Annotated in this window: 17 protein-coding genes; 11 read left to right on the top strand and 6 right to left on the bottom strand. The window is 54.3% G+C overall.

What is annotated here, in order from left to right; genetic code table 11:
- Positions 1–54: 54 nt before the first annotated feature.
- On the top strand, positions 55–528 hold the full coding sequence (locus tag RT52_RS09785) for a peptide-methionine (S)-S-oxide reductase (protein WP_034817090.1): 474 nt from the start codon (positions 55–57) through the stop codon (positions 526–528).
- Between the two features lie 29 nt (positions 529–557).
- Here RT52_RS09785 and RT52_RS09780 read toward each other — a convergent pair whose 3' ends face one another.
- Both RT52_RS09780 and RT52_RS09775 read right to left on the bottom strand, forming a co-directional pair.
- Positions 558–800: a hypothetical protein gene (locus tag RT52_RS09780; RefSeq protein ID WP_034817014.1), complete on the bottom strand. Its 243-nt coding sequence runs from the start codon at positions 798–800 to the stop codon at positions 558–560.
- A gap of 18 nt (positions 801–818) precedes the next feature.
- A complete protein-coding gene (locus RT52_RS09775; RefSeq protein ID WP_034817012.1) occupies positions 819–1,451 on the bottom strand; it encodes an HNH endonuclease family protein in 633 nt (210 codons plus the stop codon).
- Between the two features lie 251 nt (positions 1,452–1,702).
- On the opposite strand from RT52_RS09775, the gene RT52_RS09770 reads away from it, so the two are divergent.
- Entirely contained in the window at positions 1,703–2,896 is a 1,194-nt protein-coding gene (locus RT52_RS09770; RefSeq protein WP_034817010.1) for a DUF4317 domain-containing protein, read from the top strand.
- A 237-nt stretch (positions 2,897–3,133) separates the two neighbouring features.
- Here RT52_RS09770 and RT52_RS09765 read toward each other — a convergent pair whose 3' ends face one another.
- Positions 3,134–4,579 (bottom strand): DEAD/DEAH box helicase, encoded by a 1,446-nt coding sequence (locus RT52_RS09765; RefSeq protein WP_034817008.1) that lies wholly within the window; start codon positions 4,577–4,579, stop codon positions 3,134–3,136.
- 194 nt (positions 4,580–4,773) lie between these two features.
- Between RT52_RS09765 and RT52_RS09760 the strand changes: the two genes are divergently transcribed.
- Both RT52_RS09760 and RT52_RS09755 read left to right on the top strand, forming a co-directional pair.
- The gene (locus tag RT52_RS09760) at positions 4,774–5,853 is read left to right on the top strand and encodes an alpha/beta hydrolase (RefSeq protein WP_034817007.1); all 1,080 of its coding nucleotides are present in this window, start codon (positions 4,774–4,776) and stop codon (positions 5,851–5,853) included.
- On the top strand, positions 5,850–8,624 hold the full coding sequence (locus tag RT52_RS09755; RefSeq protein WP_034817005.1) for a glycoside hydrolase family 3 C-terminal domain-containing protein: 2,775 nt from the start codon (positions 5,850–5,852) through the stop codon (positions 8,622–8,624). The genes RT52_RS09760 and RT52_RS09755 overlap by 4 nt, the downstream gene beginning before the upstream one ends.
- 155 nt (positions 8,625–8,779) lie before the next feature.
- Here the strand turns inward: RT52_RS09755 and hepT are convergent, their stop codons facing one another.
- Together hepT and mntA are read right to left on the bottom strand one after the other, a co-directional pair.
- Positions 8,780–9,187 (bottom strand): type VII toxin-antitoxin system HepT family RNase toxin, encoded by a 408-nt coding sequence (hepT, locus tag RT52_RS09750; protein ID WP_081852692.1) that lies wholly within the window; start codon positions 9,185–9,187, stop codon positions 8,780–8,782.
- The gene (mntA, locus tag RT52_RS09745; protein ID WP_034817001.1) at positions 9,180–9,587 is read right to left on the bottom strand and encodes a type VII toxin-antitoxin system MntA family adenylyltransferase antitoxin; all 408 of its coding nucleotides are present in this window, start codon (positions 9,585–9,587) and stop codon (positions 9,180–9,182) included. Before mntA ends, hepT begins: the two co-directional genes overlap by 8 nt.
- A gap of 135 nt (positions 9,588–9,722) precedes the next feature.
- On the opposite strand from mntA, the gene RT52_RS09740 reads away from it, so the two are divergent.
- The 4 genes from RT52_RS09740 to RT52_RS09725 all read left to right on the top strand — a co-directional run bounded on the left by RT52_RS09740 (position 9,723) and on the right by RT52_RS09725 (position 13,896).
- Complete coding sequence (locus tag RT52_RS09740; RefSeq protein ID WP_034817000.1) at positions 9,723–10,217, top strand: LURP-one-related/scramblase family protein; 495 nt, start codon at positions 9,723–9,725, stop codon at positions 10,215–10,217.
- Between the two features lie 13 nt (positions 10,218–10,230).
- Positions 10,231–10,761 carry an NUDIX hydrolase gene (locus tag RT52_RS09735; RefSeq protein ID WP_034816998.1) on the top strand — a complete coding sequence of 177 codons (531 nt, stop codon included), beginning with the start codon at positions 10,231–10,233 and terminating at the stop codon, positions 10,759–10,761.
- Entirely contained in the window at positions 10,745–11,311 is a 567-nt protein-coding gene (locus RT52_RS09730; protein WP_051690333.1) for a DUF1349 domain-containing protein, read from the top strand. The genes RT52_RS09735 and RT52_RS09730 overlap by 17 nt, the downstream gene beginning before the upstream one ends.
- 194 nt (positions 11,312–11,505) lie before the next feature.
- Positions 11,506–13,896: a carbohydrate binding domain-containing protein gene (locus RT52_RS09725; protein ID WP_034816994.1), complete on the top strand. Its 2,391-nt coding sequence runs from the start codon at positions 11,506–11,508 to the stop codon at positions 13,894–13,896.
- 44 nt (positions 13,897–13,940) lie between these two features.
- Here RT52_RS09725 and RT52_RS09720 read toward each other — a convergent pair whose 3' ends face one another.
- Entirely contained in the window at positions 13,941–14,192 is a 252-nt protein-coding gene (locus RT52_RS09720) for a hypothetical protein (protein ID WP_034816992.1), read from the bottom strand.
- Positions 14,193–14,350: 158 nt separating this feature from the next.
- On the opposite strand from RT52_RS09720, the gene RT52_RS09715 reads away from it, so the two are divergent.
- The 3 genes from RT52_RS09715 to RT52_RS09705 are packed head-to-tail and all read left to right on the top strand — an operon-like array spanning position 14,351 to position 16,263.
- Positions 14,351–14,908: a bifunctional transcriptional activator/DNA repair enzyme AdaA gene (locus tag RT52_RS09715; protein WP_034816990.1), complete on the top strand. Its 558-nt coding sequence runs from the start codon at positions 14,351–14,353 to the stop codon at positions 14,906–14,908.
- Entirely contained in the window at positions 14,895–15,794 is a 900-nt protein-coding gene (locus RT52_RS09710; protein WP_034816988.1) for a DNA-3-methyladenine glycosylase family protein, read from the top strand. Before RT52_RS09715 ends, RT52_RS09710 begins: the two co-directional genes overlap by 14 nt.
- Positions 15,781–16,263 (top strand): methylated-DNA--[protein]-cysteine S-methyltransferase, encoded by a 483-nt coding sequence (locus RT52_RS09705; protein WP_034816986.1) that lies wholly within the window; start codon positions 15,781–15,783, stop codon positions 16,261–16,263. The genes RT52_RS09710 and RT52_RS09705 overlap by 14 nt, the downstream gene beginning before the upstream one ends.
- The last annotated feature ends 109 nt before the right edge of the window (positions 16,264–16,372 follow it).

Genomic DNA, 16,372 nt, shown 5'->3' with positions numbered 1-16,372 from the left:
ATAACGATAGTATAACTAGAATTGCCTAAACCTGACAGACAAGGAGTGAGACTGATCGAAACCGTTTATTTAGCAGGTGGTTGCCTCTGGGGCGTCCAAGCGTTCATCAAGACGTTACCCGGTGTCATCGAAACAGAGGCCGGACGGGCGAACGGAACGACGGACACGCTTGACGGAGAGTATGACGGCTACGCCGAATGCATCAAAACGACGTTCAATCCGAGCGTTGTCACGATGAAGGAGTTGATGAATTACTTATTTGAAATCATCGACCCATACAGCGTCAATCGCCAAGGCGAAGATGTCGGCGAAAAGTATCGGACCGGTGTCTATAGTGCAGACCCACGCCATTTGGAAGTCGCGCGCACGTTTATCAATAGTCGGAGCGATGCGGACCGAATCGCGGTCGAAGTATTGCCGCTCACGAACTACGTCCGAAGCGCGGACGAGCATCAAGACCGGCTCGCACGATGTCCGGACGATTACTGCCACATTCCTAAGATGTTATTAGACAAGTACAAGCAATGAGCCGACACGGCATCGTGTCGGCTCATTTGTTATGCCCGCTCGAGCACGTTCACGAGCAGTTGATGGACGACGGCGTGGTCGCGCACGTCGTGAAGCTTGTAGTCTTTCCCGGGTAATGTGTACCATTCGGCTGCCCCGACGTACGTGACGGCGAGCTCGAGTGTGCCATCATCATGGCACGACGTCTTCAGTTCGAGTTCTCCGCTGATGACGCCGACTTCTTCGGTCATGACACCGTGAGAAGCTTTAAAGATAGACGATTGTTGATCCATAATGGCCTCCTTTTTGAATCAATAGCTGCAGGCGTTGATGGCTGTTTGAAGCGCTGCTTTCTCTGACGATTGGAGCGTGAGTCCCCAACGGCTCTTCGTCTCAACCCACATCTTCGCATAGGCACAACGCGCACCGGCACGCGGCGGCTGCCATGTCGACGGGTCTTGGTCCCCTTTGGAACGGTTTGATGTCGCGGATACGGCAATCAACTGCGGCCCGTTCAAATCGTTGGCGAAGCTTTGACGCTTCGTCGATGTCCAGCTGCTCGCACCTGAACGCCACGCTTCCGCGAGCGGGACGACGTGGTCGATGTCTATATCAGAAGCGGACGTGAAGACGAGACCGTCATAGTAACTGTACCATCTTCCGGTCGTGACCGGGCAAGTGTCGACGACTGAATCGGCATCACGCTTCAAGACGACGTGACGGGTGTTACAGCCGTTCCCTTGACTGCTCCAATGGGGGAACAAGTCACGGCTGTAGCCGGTCATCGGCCCTTCCGCTTGGACGGTCAACGCGTTCAGTTTCGTGAGTGCGTCGGCTTTCGACGGAATGTTCGGCGGCAAGGCCGAAGCGGTCGGTGTACTGAAGTGGAGCGTGGTCAAAACGAGAACGATGGCGAATAAAGAACTGAGCATTTTCTTCAACATGGGTGAGCCTCCTCATATGTATGACGACGAAATCAAGCGCCCAATCGGTGGACGCACATCGACTATACATGGGCTGGGATGAAGAAAGTGTGAAATTTACAAAAATGAATAGAAAGATTAGAAAAGTTAAGATGAGAGACATAATATATGACATCAGACGTCCCGGCTTTAGCCCTAGTCATACTCGCGAGAGTCGCAACTATTGGTATAATGGAGTCGGTTCGTAGGAAAGAACGAAGGAGTGGGGATGAATGAATCAAAAAGAAGTCGCGGCAATCCGCAAACATTTCAAATTGAATGCCGAGGCGGTCAAAATCGCCGACATTTATAATATTTATATCCGACAGGACAGCAATGAGATCTTCCATGAGGAGTTGCGCTCGTTCCCGTTTCTCGAGCAGGAGCACCAAGAGCTGTTCCTCGCAAACTTCAAGAAAGTGCTCGGCGGGAAGATGGACGAGAAGCTGTTCGAGGTGAAGTTCCAACATCCGGAACCTGGGCAGAGTGACCATACGCAGACGCTTCTTTACGAGGGGTTGAAGACGGACGAGATCGAAGGATGGGCGTCTTCGATGCAAAAGGTCGCCTTGAAGACGGTACAGGACGCCACGTTCGAGAAGGACATGGTCATCACGTTCATCCGCTTCAAATACAATAAACCGACACGCCGCCACTCGGAGGAGACGGAGATCGACATGCGTGACGAGGTGTGGACGTCCCGGTTCATCCTCTGCAGCATCAACCAGACGGAGTTGCCGAAACAATCGCTCGTCTTCGACTTCATCGAACGCGAGTTCAAGTCGAACATCTTCATCAATCCGGTGATCAAGCTCGACGCGCCGGTCGGCGGGTTCATGTTCCCGAGCTTCACGGACAACGCGGCCGACGTCAACCATATCTTGTATGCGGCGCAAAAACCGCATCAACCGGACTATCGCTTCATCGAGAACGTGTTGAACGGCACCGATATCGTGACGGCGGTCGAGGAGAAGGCGATGTTCGAAGAAGTCGTCAAAACCGTCATCGGCGAAGAGGTTAACTTAGCGACGCTCGCGACCGTGTATGACGAGATTAACCAAATCATCGTCGCCGAGGCCGAGCGCGAGGAAGAGGACCAGACGGTACCGGTCATGGATGCCCGCACGGTCGAGATCGTATTGAAGGCGAGCGGGGTCGAGGACGTGACGACGGAAAAGGTCGAAGCGGCGTTCCAACAAGTCGTCGACGACCGCCAATACGAGATGAAAGCGAGCAGCGTCATCCCGAAATACACGTCGAAATCGATTAAAATCAACACGAAAGTCGCCAATATCGCTATCAGCCCACAAGACTTGAAATACGTGAAGCAAGTGAACTATAAAGGAAGACCGTGCCTGTTGATTGAAGTGGAGGACGACACGGAGATTGAAGGATTCAAGTTGATCTCGGAAGAGTTGCTTGACTGATTTGAGATTCACAGAGAGGCAGAGATTGTTTCTATGAAGCGAGCCCAGGCGATTTCCTCCTGGGCTTTTTTATGACAATCGCGTAAGGGCAGTTGAATTTAGACATCAATATCGGTATGATGCTCTTGAAAGCGTTCTCTCGATCAATCTTATTTTTTTACACCTTATCGAAAGCGCTTTCGGTTATGTGGATGACAATAAAAAAGCCTTAGAGGAACACGTCCTCCAAGGCATCGTTTATTTCCGGGCTTTGCTTACTTTCAACTTCTTCCCTTTAATCGGTGTCGTCTCCATCGCTTCTAGAACGAGCGACCCTTTGCCGTTCAAGATGTCGACGTATGTCATCTGATCGGTGATCGTGATGATGCCGATGTCGTCGGCCGTGACGCCTGGGATTTTCGCGATCGTCCCGACGAAGTCGACGGCGCGGAGCTTTTTCTTTTTCCCGCCGCTGAAGTGAAGCTTCATGATGTCTTGGTTGATGCGCGCCGTCTTGTTGTTGCGTACGACGCGGCGCCCGCTCAACTTCTCTTCGAACGCGGCTTGGTTTTTCGCGACTTCACTCTCGGTCGGCGCGTCCATCTCTTCGATTTCGAACTTGATGTACGACTCGATGGCGTGGACGAACTTGCCTTCATACGGTGTGGCGAGCGTGATCGCTTTTCCTTGCTTCCCGGCGCGCCCTGTTCGGCCCGTCCGGTGTACGTAGCTCTCTTTTTCCATCGGCACGTCATAGTTGATGACGAGCGCGACGTTGTCGACGTCGATGCCGCGAGCGGCGACATCGGTCGCGACGAGATAGCGGAAGTTGCCCATCTTGAAGCCGTTCATGACGGCGAAGCGGTCTTCTTGCTCGAGCCCGCCGTGAAGTCGCTCACACGAGTAGCCAGCTTGGTCGAGTTCGCTGTACACCGTGTCGACATGTTCTTTCGTCCGACAGAAGATGAGACAGCTGTCCGGGTTCTCGACGACGGTGACGTCTTTTAAGACTGATAGTTTCTCTTCGCGGCGGACTTCGATCAAACGATGCTCAATCGTTGAGGCGGTGACGCCAGCAGATTCGATCGCGACACGGACTGGCTCATTCATATGCTTTTGGCAGAGACGCTCGATATCGTTCGGGAACGTGGCCGAGAAGACCATCGTCACGCGCGCTGTCGGCAACTGTTCGAGAATCGCTTCGACGTCGGCGAGGAAGCCGCGGTTCAACATCTCGTCCGCCTCATCGATAATCAAGTATTCGATTTTGTCTAAAGCGAGCGTCTCACGATCGATGTGGTCCATGACGCGTCCCGGTGTCCCGACGACGATGTGTGTCTTTTGCTTCAATTCTTCACGTTGCTTCGAGAACGGTTCTTTCCCGTAGACCGCTGCCGCTTTGATGCGCTTGAAACGGCCGATGTTCGTCATGTCTTCCCGGACTTGGACGGCGAGTTCGCGCGTCGGCGTGAGAATCAAGACTTGCGGCTTGTTCTCGGCCCAATCGATCAGTTCCGTGACTGGGATCCCGAAGGCGGCTGTCTTCCCGCTCCCGGTCTGCGCTTTGACGACGAGATCTTGACGCTCGAGTGCAAGCGGGATGACTTTTTGTTGGACCTCGGTCGGGGCGACATACTTCATAATACCGAGTGCGCGTTGAATTTCTTCGCTTAAGCGGTAGTCTGCAAATTGTGGTTGATTCATGTGTTTACCTCGTTTTCATGTAAGAAACTTCTGTATTCGAAATTTTCATTAGCGATTTGGATTACGCCTCATTATACACGAAACGAGGCAGTTCGTCGTTCATGCCTGAAAACGGGCCAAGCAGAAGCGTGATAAAAGGTACGGAAACGGTTGTATCCATGTGACTACCGTTGAACTGAAAGGGGCTAATCCATATGTCGAACGATGTTGAAGTGTATGAACGGTTAGTCGATCGACTCAAAACCGCACGTCCGTCTCAGACGATTGACGGTGTCGAGACGATCACAAAACCGATCCCGGATTCGGACGTCCCGGGTGATCTCGACCCGAGGGTGCTCGCCACGATGCGCGTCTTTGTGCCGTCTGACGGACCCGAGATTTTCGATTTGGCGAGTGCCCGGGCGAGCATGGGCTGGCCGAACCGGGACGTCACCAAGACCGTCATCACGACGGAGACAGTCACCATTCCAAGTGGAGACGGGGATATTCCGGCCCGGATGTATCGCCCGGACACGACCGAGACGTTACCGGCGATCCTCTTTTTCCACGGTGGCGGCTTCTTCGGCGGCACGCTCGATACGGTCGAGAACCCGTGTAAAAGGCTCGCCGAGAAGGCGAACGCTCTCGTCGTCTCGGTCGATTACCGGCTCGCGCCGGAGCATCCGTTCCCAGCGGGGCTAGACGACTGCTTCGCCGCCGTCGAATGGGTGTATCTGCAGGCAGAAAAGTTAAACGTCGATCGCCATCAAATCGCGGTCGCCGGTGACAGTGCCGGTGGGAACTTGGCGACGGCGTGTTGTCTCATGGACCGGGCGCAAGGGACGAACTGGATCACCTTCCAAGCGCTCGTTTATCCGGTCGTCAATTTAGGGTCGATTCCGACAGAAGATTACGAATGGACGCTCGACCGCTATGAAATCAAGCATCATCACGACTTGATCCGTGGCGTCGTGATGGCACTCGGAGATTCAGAAAATCTGTTGAACCAAATCTATCTACAAGGCAAGGCCGAGCTAACCGACCCGCTCGTCTCCCCGCTCTTCGCAGAAGACGTCACAGGCTTGCCGCCGGCTTTGATCATCACGGCCGAATACGATTACCTTCGGCTCGAAGGTGAGGCGTACGCGCGGAAGTTGGCGCGTGATGGGGTGAAGACGAGGTTGATTCAATACCGGGGGGTGGACCACGCGTTCATGGACAAACTCGGTGACTATCCCCAAGCAGAAGATTGCCTGGCTGAAATCGCAAATGGATTAAAGGAGATGACAAGATGAAGACATATACATTGAACTGGGATACATATAAGCAACTGGCACGGACAGCTGTTTCAGAAGGGGCGGTCCTCTTAAAGAACGAGCAGGCGACGCTCCCACTAAAAGCGGGGACGACCGTTTCCGTCTTTGGCCGCAGTCAATTCAACTACTACAAGAGCGGCACCGGCTCTGGCGGGATGGTCAACGTCTCCCACGTGACGAGCCCGCTCGAGGCGCTTCAAGCGACAGAAGGGATCGACGTCAACGAGTCGCTCCTCGAAACGTACGAGGCGTGGGTCGAGGAGAACCCGTTCGACCAAGGTGTCGGCTGGGCCGGCGAACCGTGGTCACAGCCGGAGATGGCGGTGACAGATGAACTCGTTGAGCGAGCGGCTGCCGCATCAGACGTCGCGCTCGTCTTCATCGGGCGCACGGCTGGGGAAGACCGTGACAACACGGCCGACCCGGGCAGCTACTTGTTGACCGACATCGAGCTGGAGTTGATTGAAAAGGTCTCGCGGACGTTCTCGAAGACGGCCGTCGTCTTGAACGTCGGCAACATCATCGATATGCGTTGGGCGAACGAACCGAGCGCGATCCTCTACGCCTGGCAAGGGGGTCTTGAAGGTGGCACCGGGCTCGTCGATGTACTGACGGGAACGGTCAGCCCGTCCGGTAAGTTGACCGACACGATCGCGAAATCGATTGACGACTATCCGTCGACGAAAAACTTCGGACATGCCGACAAAGGCATTTATCAAGAAGACATCTACGTCGGCTATCGCTACTTTGAGACGTTCGCGAAAGACGATGTGCTCTATCCGTTCGGATTCGGGTTGTCGTATACGACGTTCGCCACGGACGTCGTGTCTTCAGATGAGACGAACGGGGTCATCACGGTGACGATTGACGTCGTGAACACGGGAGACGTCGCCGGGAAAGAAGTCGTGCAGCTGTACGTCGAGAAGCCGCAAGGCGTGCTCGGCAACCCGGCCCGTGCGCTCGTCGCCTTCGACAAAACAAATCTCTTGGCGCCGGGTGAGCGGGAGACGCTCACGCTGAGCGTTCCCGTCACAGAGTTCGCGAGCTATGACGACAATGGTGCGACCGGTCACGAATCAAGCTTCGTGTTAGAGGCCGGCATGTATCGCCTCTACGCCGGCACCGACGTCCGTTCGGCCGAGGCGTTCTACGACTATGCGGTCGAGGCGCTCGAGGTCGTCGAGACGCTCAGCGAGAATATGGCTCCGGTCACATCGTTCGAGCGCATCAAACCGCGTGCGACCGAGTCTGGCTTGACGGTCGGCTACGAGGCGACACCGCTCCGCAGCGTCGACGTCGAGGCACGTTATCTAGCAGAACGTCCGGTCGTGCGTGAAGAAACGGGTGACACAGGCGTGAAGCTCGCAGACGTCTATCACGGGAAAGCAGACCTCGAGACATTCCTCGACCAACTGACGGATGAGGACCTCGCCTGCATCGTCCGCGGTCAAGGCATGAACTCACCACGCGTGACGCCGGGGACGGCCGCCGCGTTCGGCGGGGTGTCGGACCGTCTCGAAACGTTCGGCATCCCGGCCGCCTGTTGTGCGGACGGCCCGTCCGGCATCCGCATGGACATCGGGACGAAAGCGTTCGCGCTTCCGAACGGGACGCTGCTCGCCTCGACGTTCAACACGCGATTAGTGGAAGACTTGTTCGAGATGACAGGGCTTGAGATGCGGAAGAACCGGGTCGATACGCTCCTCGGACCAGGGATGAACATTCACCGCAACCCGCTCAACGGCCGGAACTTCGAGTACTTCTCGGAAGACCCGCACGTGACCGGCAAGATGGCGGTCGCCCAGTTGAACGGGATGCACCGTGTCGGGGTGACGGGGACGCTCAAACACTTCAGCGCCAACAACCAAGAAGCCCATCGCCACGACATCGACTCGGTCGTCTCGGAGCGGGCGCTTCGTGAGATTTATTTGAAAGGGTTCGAGATGGCGGTGAAGGAAGGCAAGGCGACCTCAATCATGACGACGTATGGCGCCGTCAACGGCATCTGGACGGCCGGTCTGTATGACCAGAACACGCGCGTCCTTCGCGACGAGTGGGGCTTTGACGGCATCGTCATGACCGACTGGTGGGCGAAAGTGAACCATCATGAAGACGAGCCGGCGAACCGCCAGAACACGGCGGCGATGGTGCGCTCACAAAACGACTTGTATATGGTCGTCGACCGTCCGGACACGAACTCGTTCGACGATAACACGGCGGCGGCACTCGCCGACGGCTCGCTCACACGCGGAGAACTGCTCCGGAGCGCGGCGAACATCTGTCGGTTCGTGTTGACGTCGCCGGCGATGGAGCGTGCGCTCGGCATCCACGACGGCTCGGTCGAAGTGATCGGACTCGACGAGGAAGCCGACCAGGCCATCGACTTCGATGTGACGTATCGTCATCTTGAAAGCGGCGAGCCCGTCAGCCTGAGTGATGCCGACACATCGACAGGGAGCATGCACGTCTTCGCCGTCTCGGTCGATGAGACGGGGACGTATGACGTGACGATTACGGCCAAGTCGGACGCGGGCGAACTCGCCCAGATGCCGGTGACGCTGTTCGCGAATAACATCCCAGGACCGACGTTCACGTTCAATGGGACGGACGGGGAATGGGTGACACAGACAAAGCAAGTGTTCTTCTTGAATCAACACAACTACTTGCAGCTCTATTTCGCGCTCGGTGGACTCGACGTGAAAGACATCACGTTCACGCTCGCCGACTCGTTCAGCATGAAAAACGGATAACGAACGAAGCGCCGTCTCGAAAAGAGGCGGCGCTTTTTTATATGCGTTCAATGGATTTTGCGAATTGATGACGAAGGCGATGTTGCCAACGATTTGGGTGTCATAAGTTAATGAATCAATCGTTAGTTCAATTGAAATTTGCTCCCCCATGATTGTCACACATCCAACTGGAGAATAACTTTTGTGAACGCTTTGAAATCATCAATGTGTTTCTCAAGAATCGCCTCTAAAATATTTAGTTGGAGCGCTTGATAGTCATGGACCGCGACATTGCGGAAGCCGACCATGTTGATGAGCGTCTTGGCTAGGTCGTGATCAATGATTCCTGCGTCCGCGAGCATGATGAACCCGTCTTGGCTCGCTTTTGGCACCCCTAGCTTCTTTTGGCTGACGAGGTACATCGCGATGTCGATACTCGCTTCGCACGCGCGTTGAATGTTGAGGATGATGCTGTCTTGTTTCGTGAAATCGTGAAGGTGCTCTGGATTTCCCTCATAGACCTCATGAACCCGTTTGATACAACGCTCAATTGTCGTCACTTTGTTTAGAATCACATCATTCATCAAACACACTTCCCCTAGATTGAATATTGTTTACTATCATTTGGCGCTGTTCGTTCAACTCGGCATACATTCGATATGCTTTGATCCGTTGCCGGACCCATTCATTTTCGTCCTGCACGAGCAGAGGGATGCCTTCTGAGAAAATCTGCATGGCGAAGACGGTGTCCACTTCACGGATGTCGACCAGATCGACGTCTCGACCGCATAAGAGGGCCACTTCGTTCCCCAACGTGAATCGTTCATAAGGTGAGAGGCGTTTCTGACTGAAATATGCGAGGTCTACGTCACTGTCATCTCGAGCTGTCCCTTTTGCGAACGAACCGAACAACAAAATGAAATCCGCGTCTGTCTTCTGTCGAATCGTTTCGATGACTTCTTGGTTAATCACGTCAGAAACCATGTTCCCACCCCCTTATCTCATTATACGCTCTTCACGTTTCGTATAAACAGTTGTTTTGCAGCATGAAAGGTTGAACCATATTCGGGTAAACAGTCGTATAGAGAAAAGAATAATCAACGAACCGGAGGGATGAACATGAACACGCTCTACATGAAACAGAAAGTGTTTAGTCTGCGCGGACGCTTCACCATCAAGGATGCCGACGAGCATGACATGTATGTTGTCGAAGGGAGCTTCATGAAGCTACCGAAATCGTTCACCATCTCGGATACGAGCGGACGCGAAATCACGACGATCACAAAGAAGACGTTCAGTTTCTTGCCGACGTTTTACGTCGACGTCGAGGGAGAAGAGACGTTGACGATTTCAAAAGAGTTCACGTTCTTCAAACCTCGCTATACGATTGACGCGGCCGGGATTGAAGTCGACGGCAACTGGTGGGACATGGACTTCGAAGTGAAGCAGGACGGGCATGTCATCGGCAGCGTCCAAAAGAAATGGCTGACGTGGGGCGATACGTACGAGATTCGAGTGATGGATGACGCGATGGAACATTTGCTCATCTCAATCGTCGTCGCCATCGACTGCGTCAAAGCCGACCAAGCGGCATCTTCGAGCGCTGCGACGTAAAGGGGGACACAAGATGGAATTATGGGACGTGTACACGGTCGATCGCGAGAAAACAGGGCGGACATGGCAACGGGGCAACCGTCTCGTGAACGGTGACTATCACCTCGTCATCCACGTCTGTATCTTCAACAAAGACGGACAGATGTTGATTCAACAGCGCCAGCCGTTTAAAGACGGTTGGTCGAACATGTGGGACATCACCGTCGGCGGCAGCGCCACGGTCGGGGATACGAGTCAACAGGCAGCGATGCGTGAACTCGAAGAAGAGATTGGGCTGAAACTCGATTTATCCAACACACGACCGCATTTGACGGTCAACTTTGACGAAGGGTTCGATGACATCTATCTCGTCGAGGCGGACATCGACCTTGACGAGTTGACATTACAGGAATCAGAGGTGCAAGCTGTACAATGGGCGGATGAGGCGACCATTCTCGAGCGCATTCAAGATGGGACGTTCATCCCGTATTATGAACCGATGATTCCACTGCTGTTTGCGATGCGAGGACAATGGGGAGGAATTAACCATGTGGAAACACTATGAATGGATGAATCAACCGAGTGACGTGGAAATGGATGAACGCCTGACGTTTCACACGTTGCCCGATACTGACTTTTGGCGTAACACGCACTACGGGTTCAACCGGATGACAGCCCACGCCCTATTGACGGACGTCACGTCGAAGCGGTTCACATGCCGGGCGACGCTTGAAATGAAACCGAACGCGATGTACGATCAGGCCGGTATCTTCTTATACGTCAACGACGATCATTGGCTGAAGACGTCCGTCGAGTACATCCCGGACGGACCGTCGCATCTCGGCGCCGTCGTCACGTCATACGGCTACTCGGATTGGTCGACGCGCGATTTTTCGAACGAAGACATCGAAGGGTCGCTCACGTTCGAGCTCGTCTATACGGACGGCGACGTGGAAGTCTTTTTCGAGTTTGGGAACGGGAGGCGCGAGCAATTGCGTATCGCGCACTTGCATGACGTGTCGACGCTTCGAGTCGGGCCGTACGCCTGTAGCCCAGACACCGATGCGCCGGGATTCACGGTCACGTTTACAGACTGGCAACCAAGCATCACCTAAAATGGGTGATGCTTTTTTATATGTCATTTACATGTCACTTCAAGAAAATAGTTGAATTCAAACGGCAGAAAAAAATATAATAAGGATAACGAAAGCGCTTTCGGTAAGCGGTTTCAATTTATGAGCATTACGGAAGCTAAGGCACGGACGAGCGAATCGACCTTGCCTTCAGACATCTCAAAGGAGGAAATGGAATGAAGAAATGGGTCGCCCTCGCACTTGGTACCGGTCTAGCTCTCTCGTTCGCTCAAGGCACGCACGCCGAAAAGCCAGCGAACAAAGATAATACGAAATGGAAACTCGTCTGGTCCGATGAGTTTGACAAGCCTGAGATCGATCGGACGAAATGGACCTTCGATACAGGCAACTGGCTGAAGGATAAGGACGGAAATCCGGTCGCGCCGGGATGGGGAAACAATGAGAAGCAGTTTTATACGGACAAAAACGAAAACGCTTTCGTAAAAGATGGCAAGCTTATCATCCGGGCGAAAAAGGAGCAGACGACCGATGCGCTCGGCTCGTATGACTACACGTCGGCGAAGTTGACGACGAAAGGGACGTTCAGCAAAACATACGGCCGCTACGAGATGCGCGCGAAACTTCCGCTCGGCAAAGGATTATGGCCGGCGTTTTGGATGATGCCAGAACAGGATCGTTACGGCGGCTGGGCCGCTTCTGGTGAGATTGACATCATGGAAGCCTGGGGCAGTCGTCCGGATCAAGTGGCCGGGACGATCCACTACGGTGAGACGTGGCCGAACAACAAATATACAGGCAAAGACTATCACTTCGCTGAAGGCGACGGCATCGACAAGTGGCATACATATGCGGTCGAATGGGAGCCAGGCGAGTTGCGTTGGTATGTTGACGGGAAGCTCTATCAAACACAGAACGATTGGTATACAAAAGGGTTGAATCAGGCAACGAAGTTCAGCTATCCGGCGCCGTTCGACCAGAACTTCTACTTGATCATGAACTTGGCCGTCGGTGGTTGGTTCGATGGTGACCCGGACGAGACGACACCGTTCCCGGCCGATATGGAAGTCGACTACGTTCGCGTCTACGATTTGAAAAACCGCGACTATCGTCAAGCGGTCGAACCGGTCTACACAGATGAAGAAATCGTACTTCCGGACGGAGCGAAACAACCGTCTGAAGACGGCAACCTCGTCTACGACCAAGCTTACGAAAAACCGATTACGACGGTGACGAACGGGGCGCAAGCACTGGATCCGACGTACTGGAACTACGTGGCGCTTCCCGACTTTGGCGGTGTCGGAACGGTTGACGTCATCGAGAAGGCAGGCGCGCGCTTCGCGGACATCTCGATCAGTCAAGCCGGCAGCCAGCCTTACTCACATCAATTGATTCAAAACGTCTCGCTCGGCAAAGGCGGTCATTATAAGGTGACGTTCGACGCGAGCGCCGATTCGGCCCGCTCGATTGCGGTGAAAGTCGGCGGCGGGCCAGACCGTGGCTACGCGAAATATTCGGATGAAGGCTCGTTCGATTTGACGACGGGCGTCCAGACGTATTCGATGACGTTCGATATGACGGAAGACACGGACCTCGCGGCACGCCTCGAGTTCAACGTCGGCCTCAGCACGGCAGGTGTCCAAATCGGGAACGTCCGTGTCGAGCAAGCCGAACGTCAGGCGCTTGACCCGAACGCGACGAAGCCGGCGCTCGGTGACGGCAACCACGTCTACAACGGCACGTTCGACCAAGGTGCGATGGACCGGATGACGTTCTGGCAGTTCGACGCCGGTGCGACGAAAGGGACCGGAACGGTCGATGCGGAACTCCGCCATTTCTTGTTCAAGGCGAACCCGAAAAAAGGTGAGCCGGCAACGCTCGTTCAAAACGGGATTCAATTGCAAGAAGGACACGAGTATGTACTCAGCTTCAAAGCGAAAGCAGAACGCATCAACACACTCCAAGTCGGATTCACAGGTCTAGACGGCGCAGCCTATGTACCGCTCCAAGACGTTGCGTTGACACGCGAGTTTGAGACGTTTGAAATCCCGTTCACGATGAACGCGGAAACAGATTTGTTGAGCCAATTGCGCTTCGTTCTCGGTTCGGCGAAAGGCGAGATTTCGATTGATGACGTCAAGTTGCTCGACGTGACGCCAATCGAGTTCGACCCGGCGCCGCTCAAGAACGGCACGTTTACAGAAGGGTTGACGCATTGGGGGTCATACGTCCACTATGACGCGCAAGCTTCGGTCGAGGCTGTGAATGAAGCGGCCCGCCTTGCGATTGCGAACGAAGGCCAAGAGCCGTGGAGCGTGCTCATGGAGCAGGGCGGCCTCGAGTTGCATCCAGGCCAGACGTATGTCGTCCGTTTCGACGCTTCGTCAACGACCGCGCGCAACATGGAAGTGACGGTCGAGAACGCGTCGTACACGCGTTACTTGAGCGAGGTCGTCGCGCTCGGACCGGATGCGAAGACGTTCGAGTTCGAGCTCGTCATGCCACAAAAAGACATGACGGCGCTCAAGTTCCTCCTCGGTCGCACGGACGGTTCACCGCTCGGTGCGCATGATGTGACGATTGATAACGTAGAACTCGCAGTGAAATAAAACGAGGGCGACGCTGATGATGAGCGTCGCCCTTTTTGCTGTGGTCATTTTTTCCGGCTAATCAATCGGGCCGTCCGAAGCAAGGACGGGAGTAGTTTCCTTCGTTTACGGATGGCCAAATAACGGGCGTCCCACGTCGGGCTGAACTGTTCAAGCCCGGTCAGCGATTCGAGTGTCCGAAAGGCGGCCGCTAAAGAGAATTGCCTCAACTCTTGACCGCTTTGATAAAGAATGAGTCCAATCAATAGAAAAGGAATCAACCATTTCAGTTGTTTCCACGACATTCGCTTGTGCATCTGATGTTCTCCTTATTCGTCATGCTCGCATTGTACCGGATGAAACGTGGTAATCCTATTACGAGATATATATCGGAACCGTTTCAAAAGTTGTTAGACCGTAAGCGCAAGAAAGAGGAGAACTGAATTTGGTACAGTAGAAGAGAGGAGGCGAAGCGATGCTGACGTTTGAGATGATGTGGGAAAGAGTACTCGCCTGTGACGCGGCATATGACGGTCAGTTTTACACGGCCGTGAAGACGACAAAAATCTATTGTCGGCCGTCGTGTCGGTCACGAAAGCCGAAACGGGAAAACGTCGAATTTTATAAGACGAGACAAGAAGCAGAGACGTCCGGATACCGAGCGTGCAAACGATGCCAGCCTGACATCGCACGCAGCCCGTCAAGTGCGCTCGTGCATGACGTGACGACGTTCTTGCTCGAGGCGTATATGCGACCGTTGAAATTAGACGACATCGCGGCCCACGTCAACATGAGCCCATTCTATGTCGAACGTACCTTCACGGAAACGACCGGCGAGACGCCGCGGCAACGGTTAGAACGAATCCGAATCGATCAAGCGGCCTATCTATTGAAAACGACCGATTGGAAAAATGAAAAAGTCGGGGCTGCTGTCGGATTGAGCACGCCGTCCAATTTTTATCGCGTCTTCAAACGCTGGAAAGGCGCCTCCCCGAACGCCTATCGAAAGGAGCGAGACGATGCCACCGAATAGTCTCATCCTTCCAGTCGCCCGCCCGTTCGATTTCGAGCAGTGTTTAACGTTTTTGCGGCGCTCGGACGACGAAGTGATGCACGTCGCGACAGAAGACGCTTTATGGAAACTGTTCGACATCGATGGCCGGCTATGGTTGGGTGAAATCAAAGCACATGGACAAGGCCTCATCGTCACGCTTCACGACGAAGAAGTGACAACCGGAGAACAATTAGTCGTGGAACGGTACGTGCGCGAATGGTTCGATCTCGATCAAGATGTCGCCGCGTTCGAACGCTTCGCCTTAAACGATGACTTGTTGCGTCCGATCGTCCAGCGTTACACGGGGCTCCGGCTAATCGGGTTCCCGGACTTGTTCGAGGCGCTCGCTTGGGCGGTCATCGGTCAACAGATCACGTTATCGTTCGCCTATACGTTGAAGCGGCGCTTCGTCGAACGATACGGGTATGCTCGAGAAGCGGGCGGCGTGACGTACTGGGCGTTCCCGCGCCCTGAAGACATCGCTTTACTCGTGCCGGCCGATTTACGGGCCATGCAGTTCAGTACGCGGAAAGCCGAGTATATAATCGGGATTGCCCGGGAAATAGCGAACGGAACGCTGTCCAAACAAGCGTTGCGGCAACAATCCCGGGAGGTCGTTCATGCTCGCCTGCTGTCGATTCGTGGGGTCGGGGAGTGGACGGCCGAGTACGTCCGGATGAAATGTCTTCAAGACAGGCAGGCCTTCCCTGCTACGGACGCTGGATTGCATCAAGCGCTCAAGTTCCATCTCGAACGTACCGACAAGCTGACGGCAGAACAGATGCAGGAGATGCGTGTACGATTTTCAGGTTGGGAAGCGTACGCGACGTTCTATCTATGGAGGTCGTTGTATGGAAATGTATAAACTGGACTACATGAGTCCAATCGGGATGATGGAGCTGGTGGCGACACAAGCCGCGGTCGAGTCCATCCTCTTCGTCGAGCGGGACGAGGTGTTGTTCGAAGTGAATGCTCACACACCGGACGTGTTGAAGTGGTGTTATCGCGAAATCGATGACTATTTCAAAAAGGACAGACGGACGTTCACATTCCCCGTCACGATGGCAGGTACAACGTTTCAACGTGACGTCTGGCAGGCGCTGACGATCATCCCTTATGCCGAGACGATGTCGTATCGAGAATTAGCCCGACACATCGGACGGGAGCGAGCCATGCGTGCCGTCGGCAGTGCGAACGGTCGCAACCGCTTAACGATTGTCGTTCCGTGTCACCGCGTCATTGGTTCGAACGGGACGTTGACCGGCTATGCAGGGGGATTATGGCGCAAAGAATGGCTGCTGCGTCACGAGCAGGAATCGCACGTTCGAGCCTAGCAAAAAAACATCTCGCCTCCTATTTCTGATACAATAGAGGAATCCTATCGTGACGTCTGAATCGACGAAGTGGTCTAGGATGATTCCCGTCACTGAGGAAAGATTTTTG

It is taken from the genome of Exiguobacterium alkaliphilum 12/1, assembly GCF_000714435.1.
Taxonomy (GTDB): domain Bacteria; phylum Bacillota; class Bacilli; order Exiguobacteriales; family Exiguobacteriaceae; genus Exiguobacterium; species Exiguobacterium alkaliphilum.
The sequence above is the reverse complement of the archived record's forward strand: the minus strand, read 5'-3'. Positions and strand labels throughout refer to the sequence as shown.

Bases quoted from the DNA above. Each gene is read 5' to 3' on its own strand.
- RT52_RS09780 (WP_034817014.1), bottom strand. From the start codon at position 800: ATGGATCAACAATCGTCTATCTTTAAAGCTTCTCACGGTGTCATGACC.
- RT52_RS09775 (WP_034817012.1), bottom strand. From the start codon at position 1,451: ATGTTGAAGAAAATGCTCAGTTCTTTATTCGCCATCGTTCTCGTTTTG.
- RT52_RS09770 (WP_034817010.1), top strand. From the start codon at position 1,703: ATGAATCAAAAAGAAGTCGCGGCAATCCGCAAACATTTCAAATTGAAT.
- RT52_RS09765 (WP_034817008.1), bottom strand. From the start codon at position 4,579: ATGAATCAACCACAATTTGCAGACTACCGCTTAAGCGAAGAAATTCAA.
- RT52_RS09760 (WP_034817007.1), top strand. From the start codon at position 4,774: ATGTCGAACGATGTTGAAGTGTATGAACGGTTAGTCGATCGACTCAAA.
- RT52_RS09755 (WP_034817005.1), top strand. From the start codon at position 5,850: ATGAAGACATATACATTGAACTGGGATACATATAAGCAACTGGCACGG.
- hepT (WP_081852692.1), bottom strand. From the start codon at position 9,187: ATGAATGATGTGATTCTAAACAAAGTGACGACAATTGAGCGTTGTATC.
- mntA (WP_034817001.1), bottom strand. From the start codon at position 9,587: ATGGTTTCTGACGTGATTAACCAAGAAGTCATCGAAACGATTCGACAG.
- RT52_RS09740 (WP_034817000.1), top strand. From the start codon at position 9,723: ATGAACACGCTCTACATGAAACAGAAAGTGTTTAGTCTGCGCGGACGC.
- RT52_RS09735 (WP_034816998.1), top strand. From the start codon at position 10,231: ATGGAATTATGGGACGTGTACACGGTCGATCGCGAGAAAACAGGGCGG.
- RT52_RS09730 (WP_051690333.1), top strand. From the start codon at position 10,745: ATGTGGAAACACTATGAATGGATGAATCAACCGAGTGACGTGGAAATG.
- RT52_RS09725 (WP_034816994.1), top strand. From the start codon at position 11,506: ATGAAGAAATGGGTCGCCCTCGCACTTGGTACCGGTCTAGCTCTCTCG.
- RT52_RS09720 (WP_034816992.1), bottom strand. From the start codon at position 14,192: ATGCACAAGCGAATGTCGTGGAAACAACTGAAATGGTTGATTCCTTTT.
- RT52_RS09715 (WP_034816990.1), top strand. From the start codon at position 14,351: ATGCTGACGTTTGAGATGATGTGGGAAAGAGTACTCGCCTGTGACGCG.
- RT52_RS09710 (WP_034816988.1), top strand. From the start codon at position 14,895: ATGCCACCGAATAGTCTCATCCTTCCAGTCGCCCGCCCGTTCGATTTC.
- RT52_RS09705 (WP_034816986.1), top strand. From the start codon at position 15,781: ATGGAAATGTATAAACTGGACTACATGAGTCCAATCGGGATGATGGAG.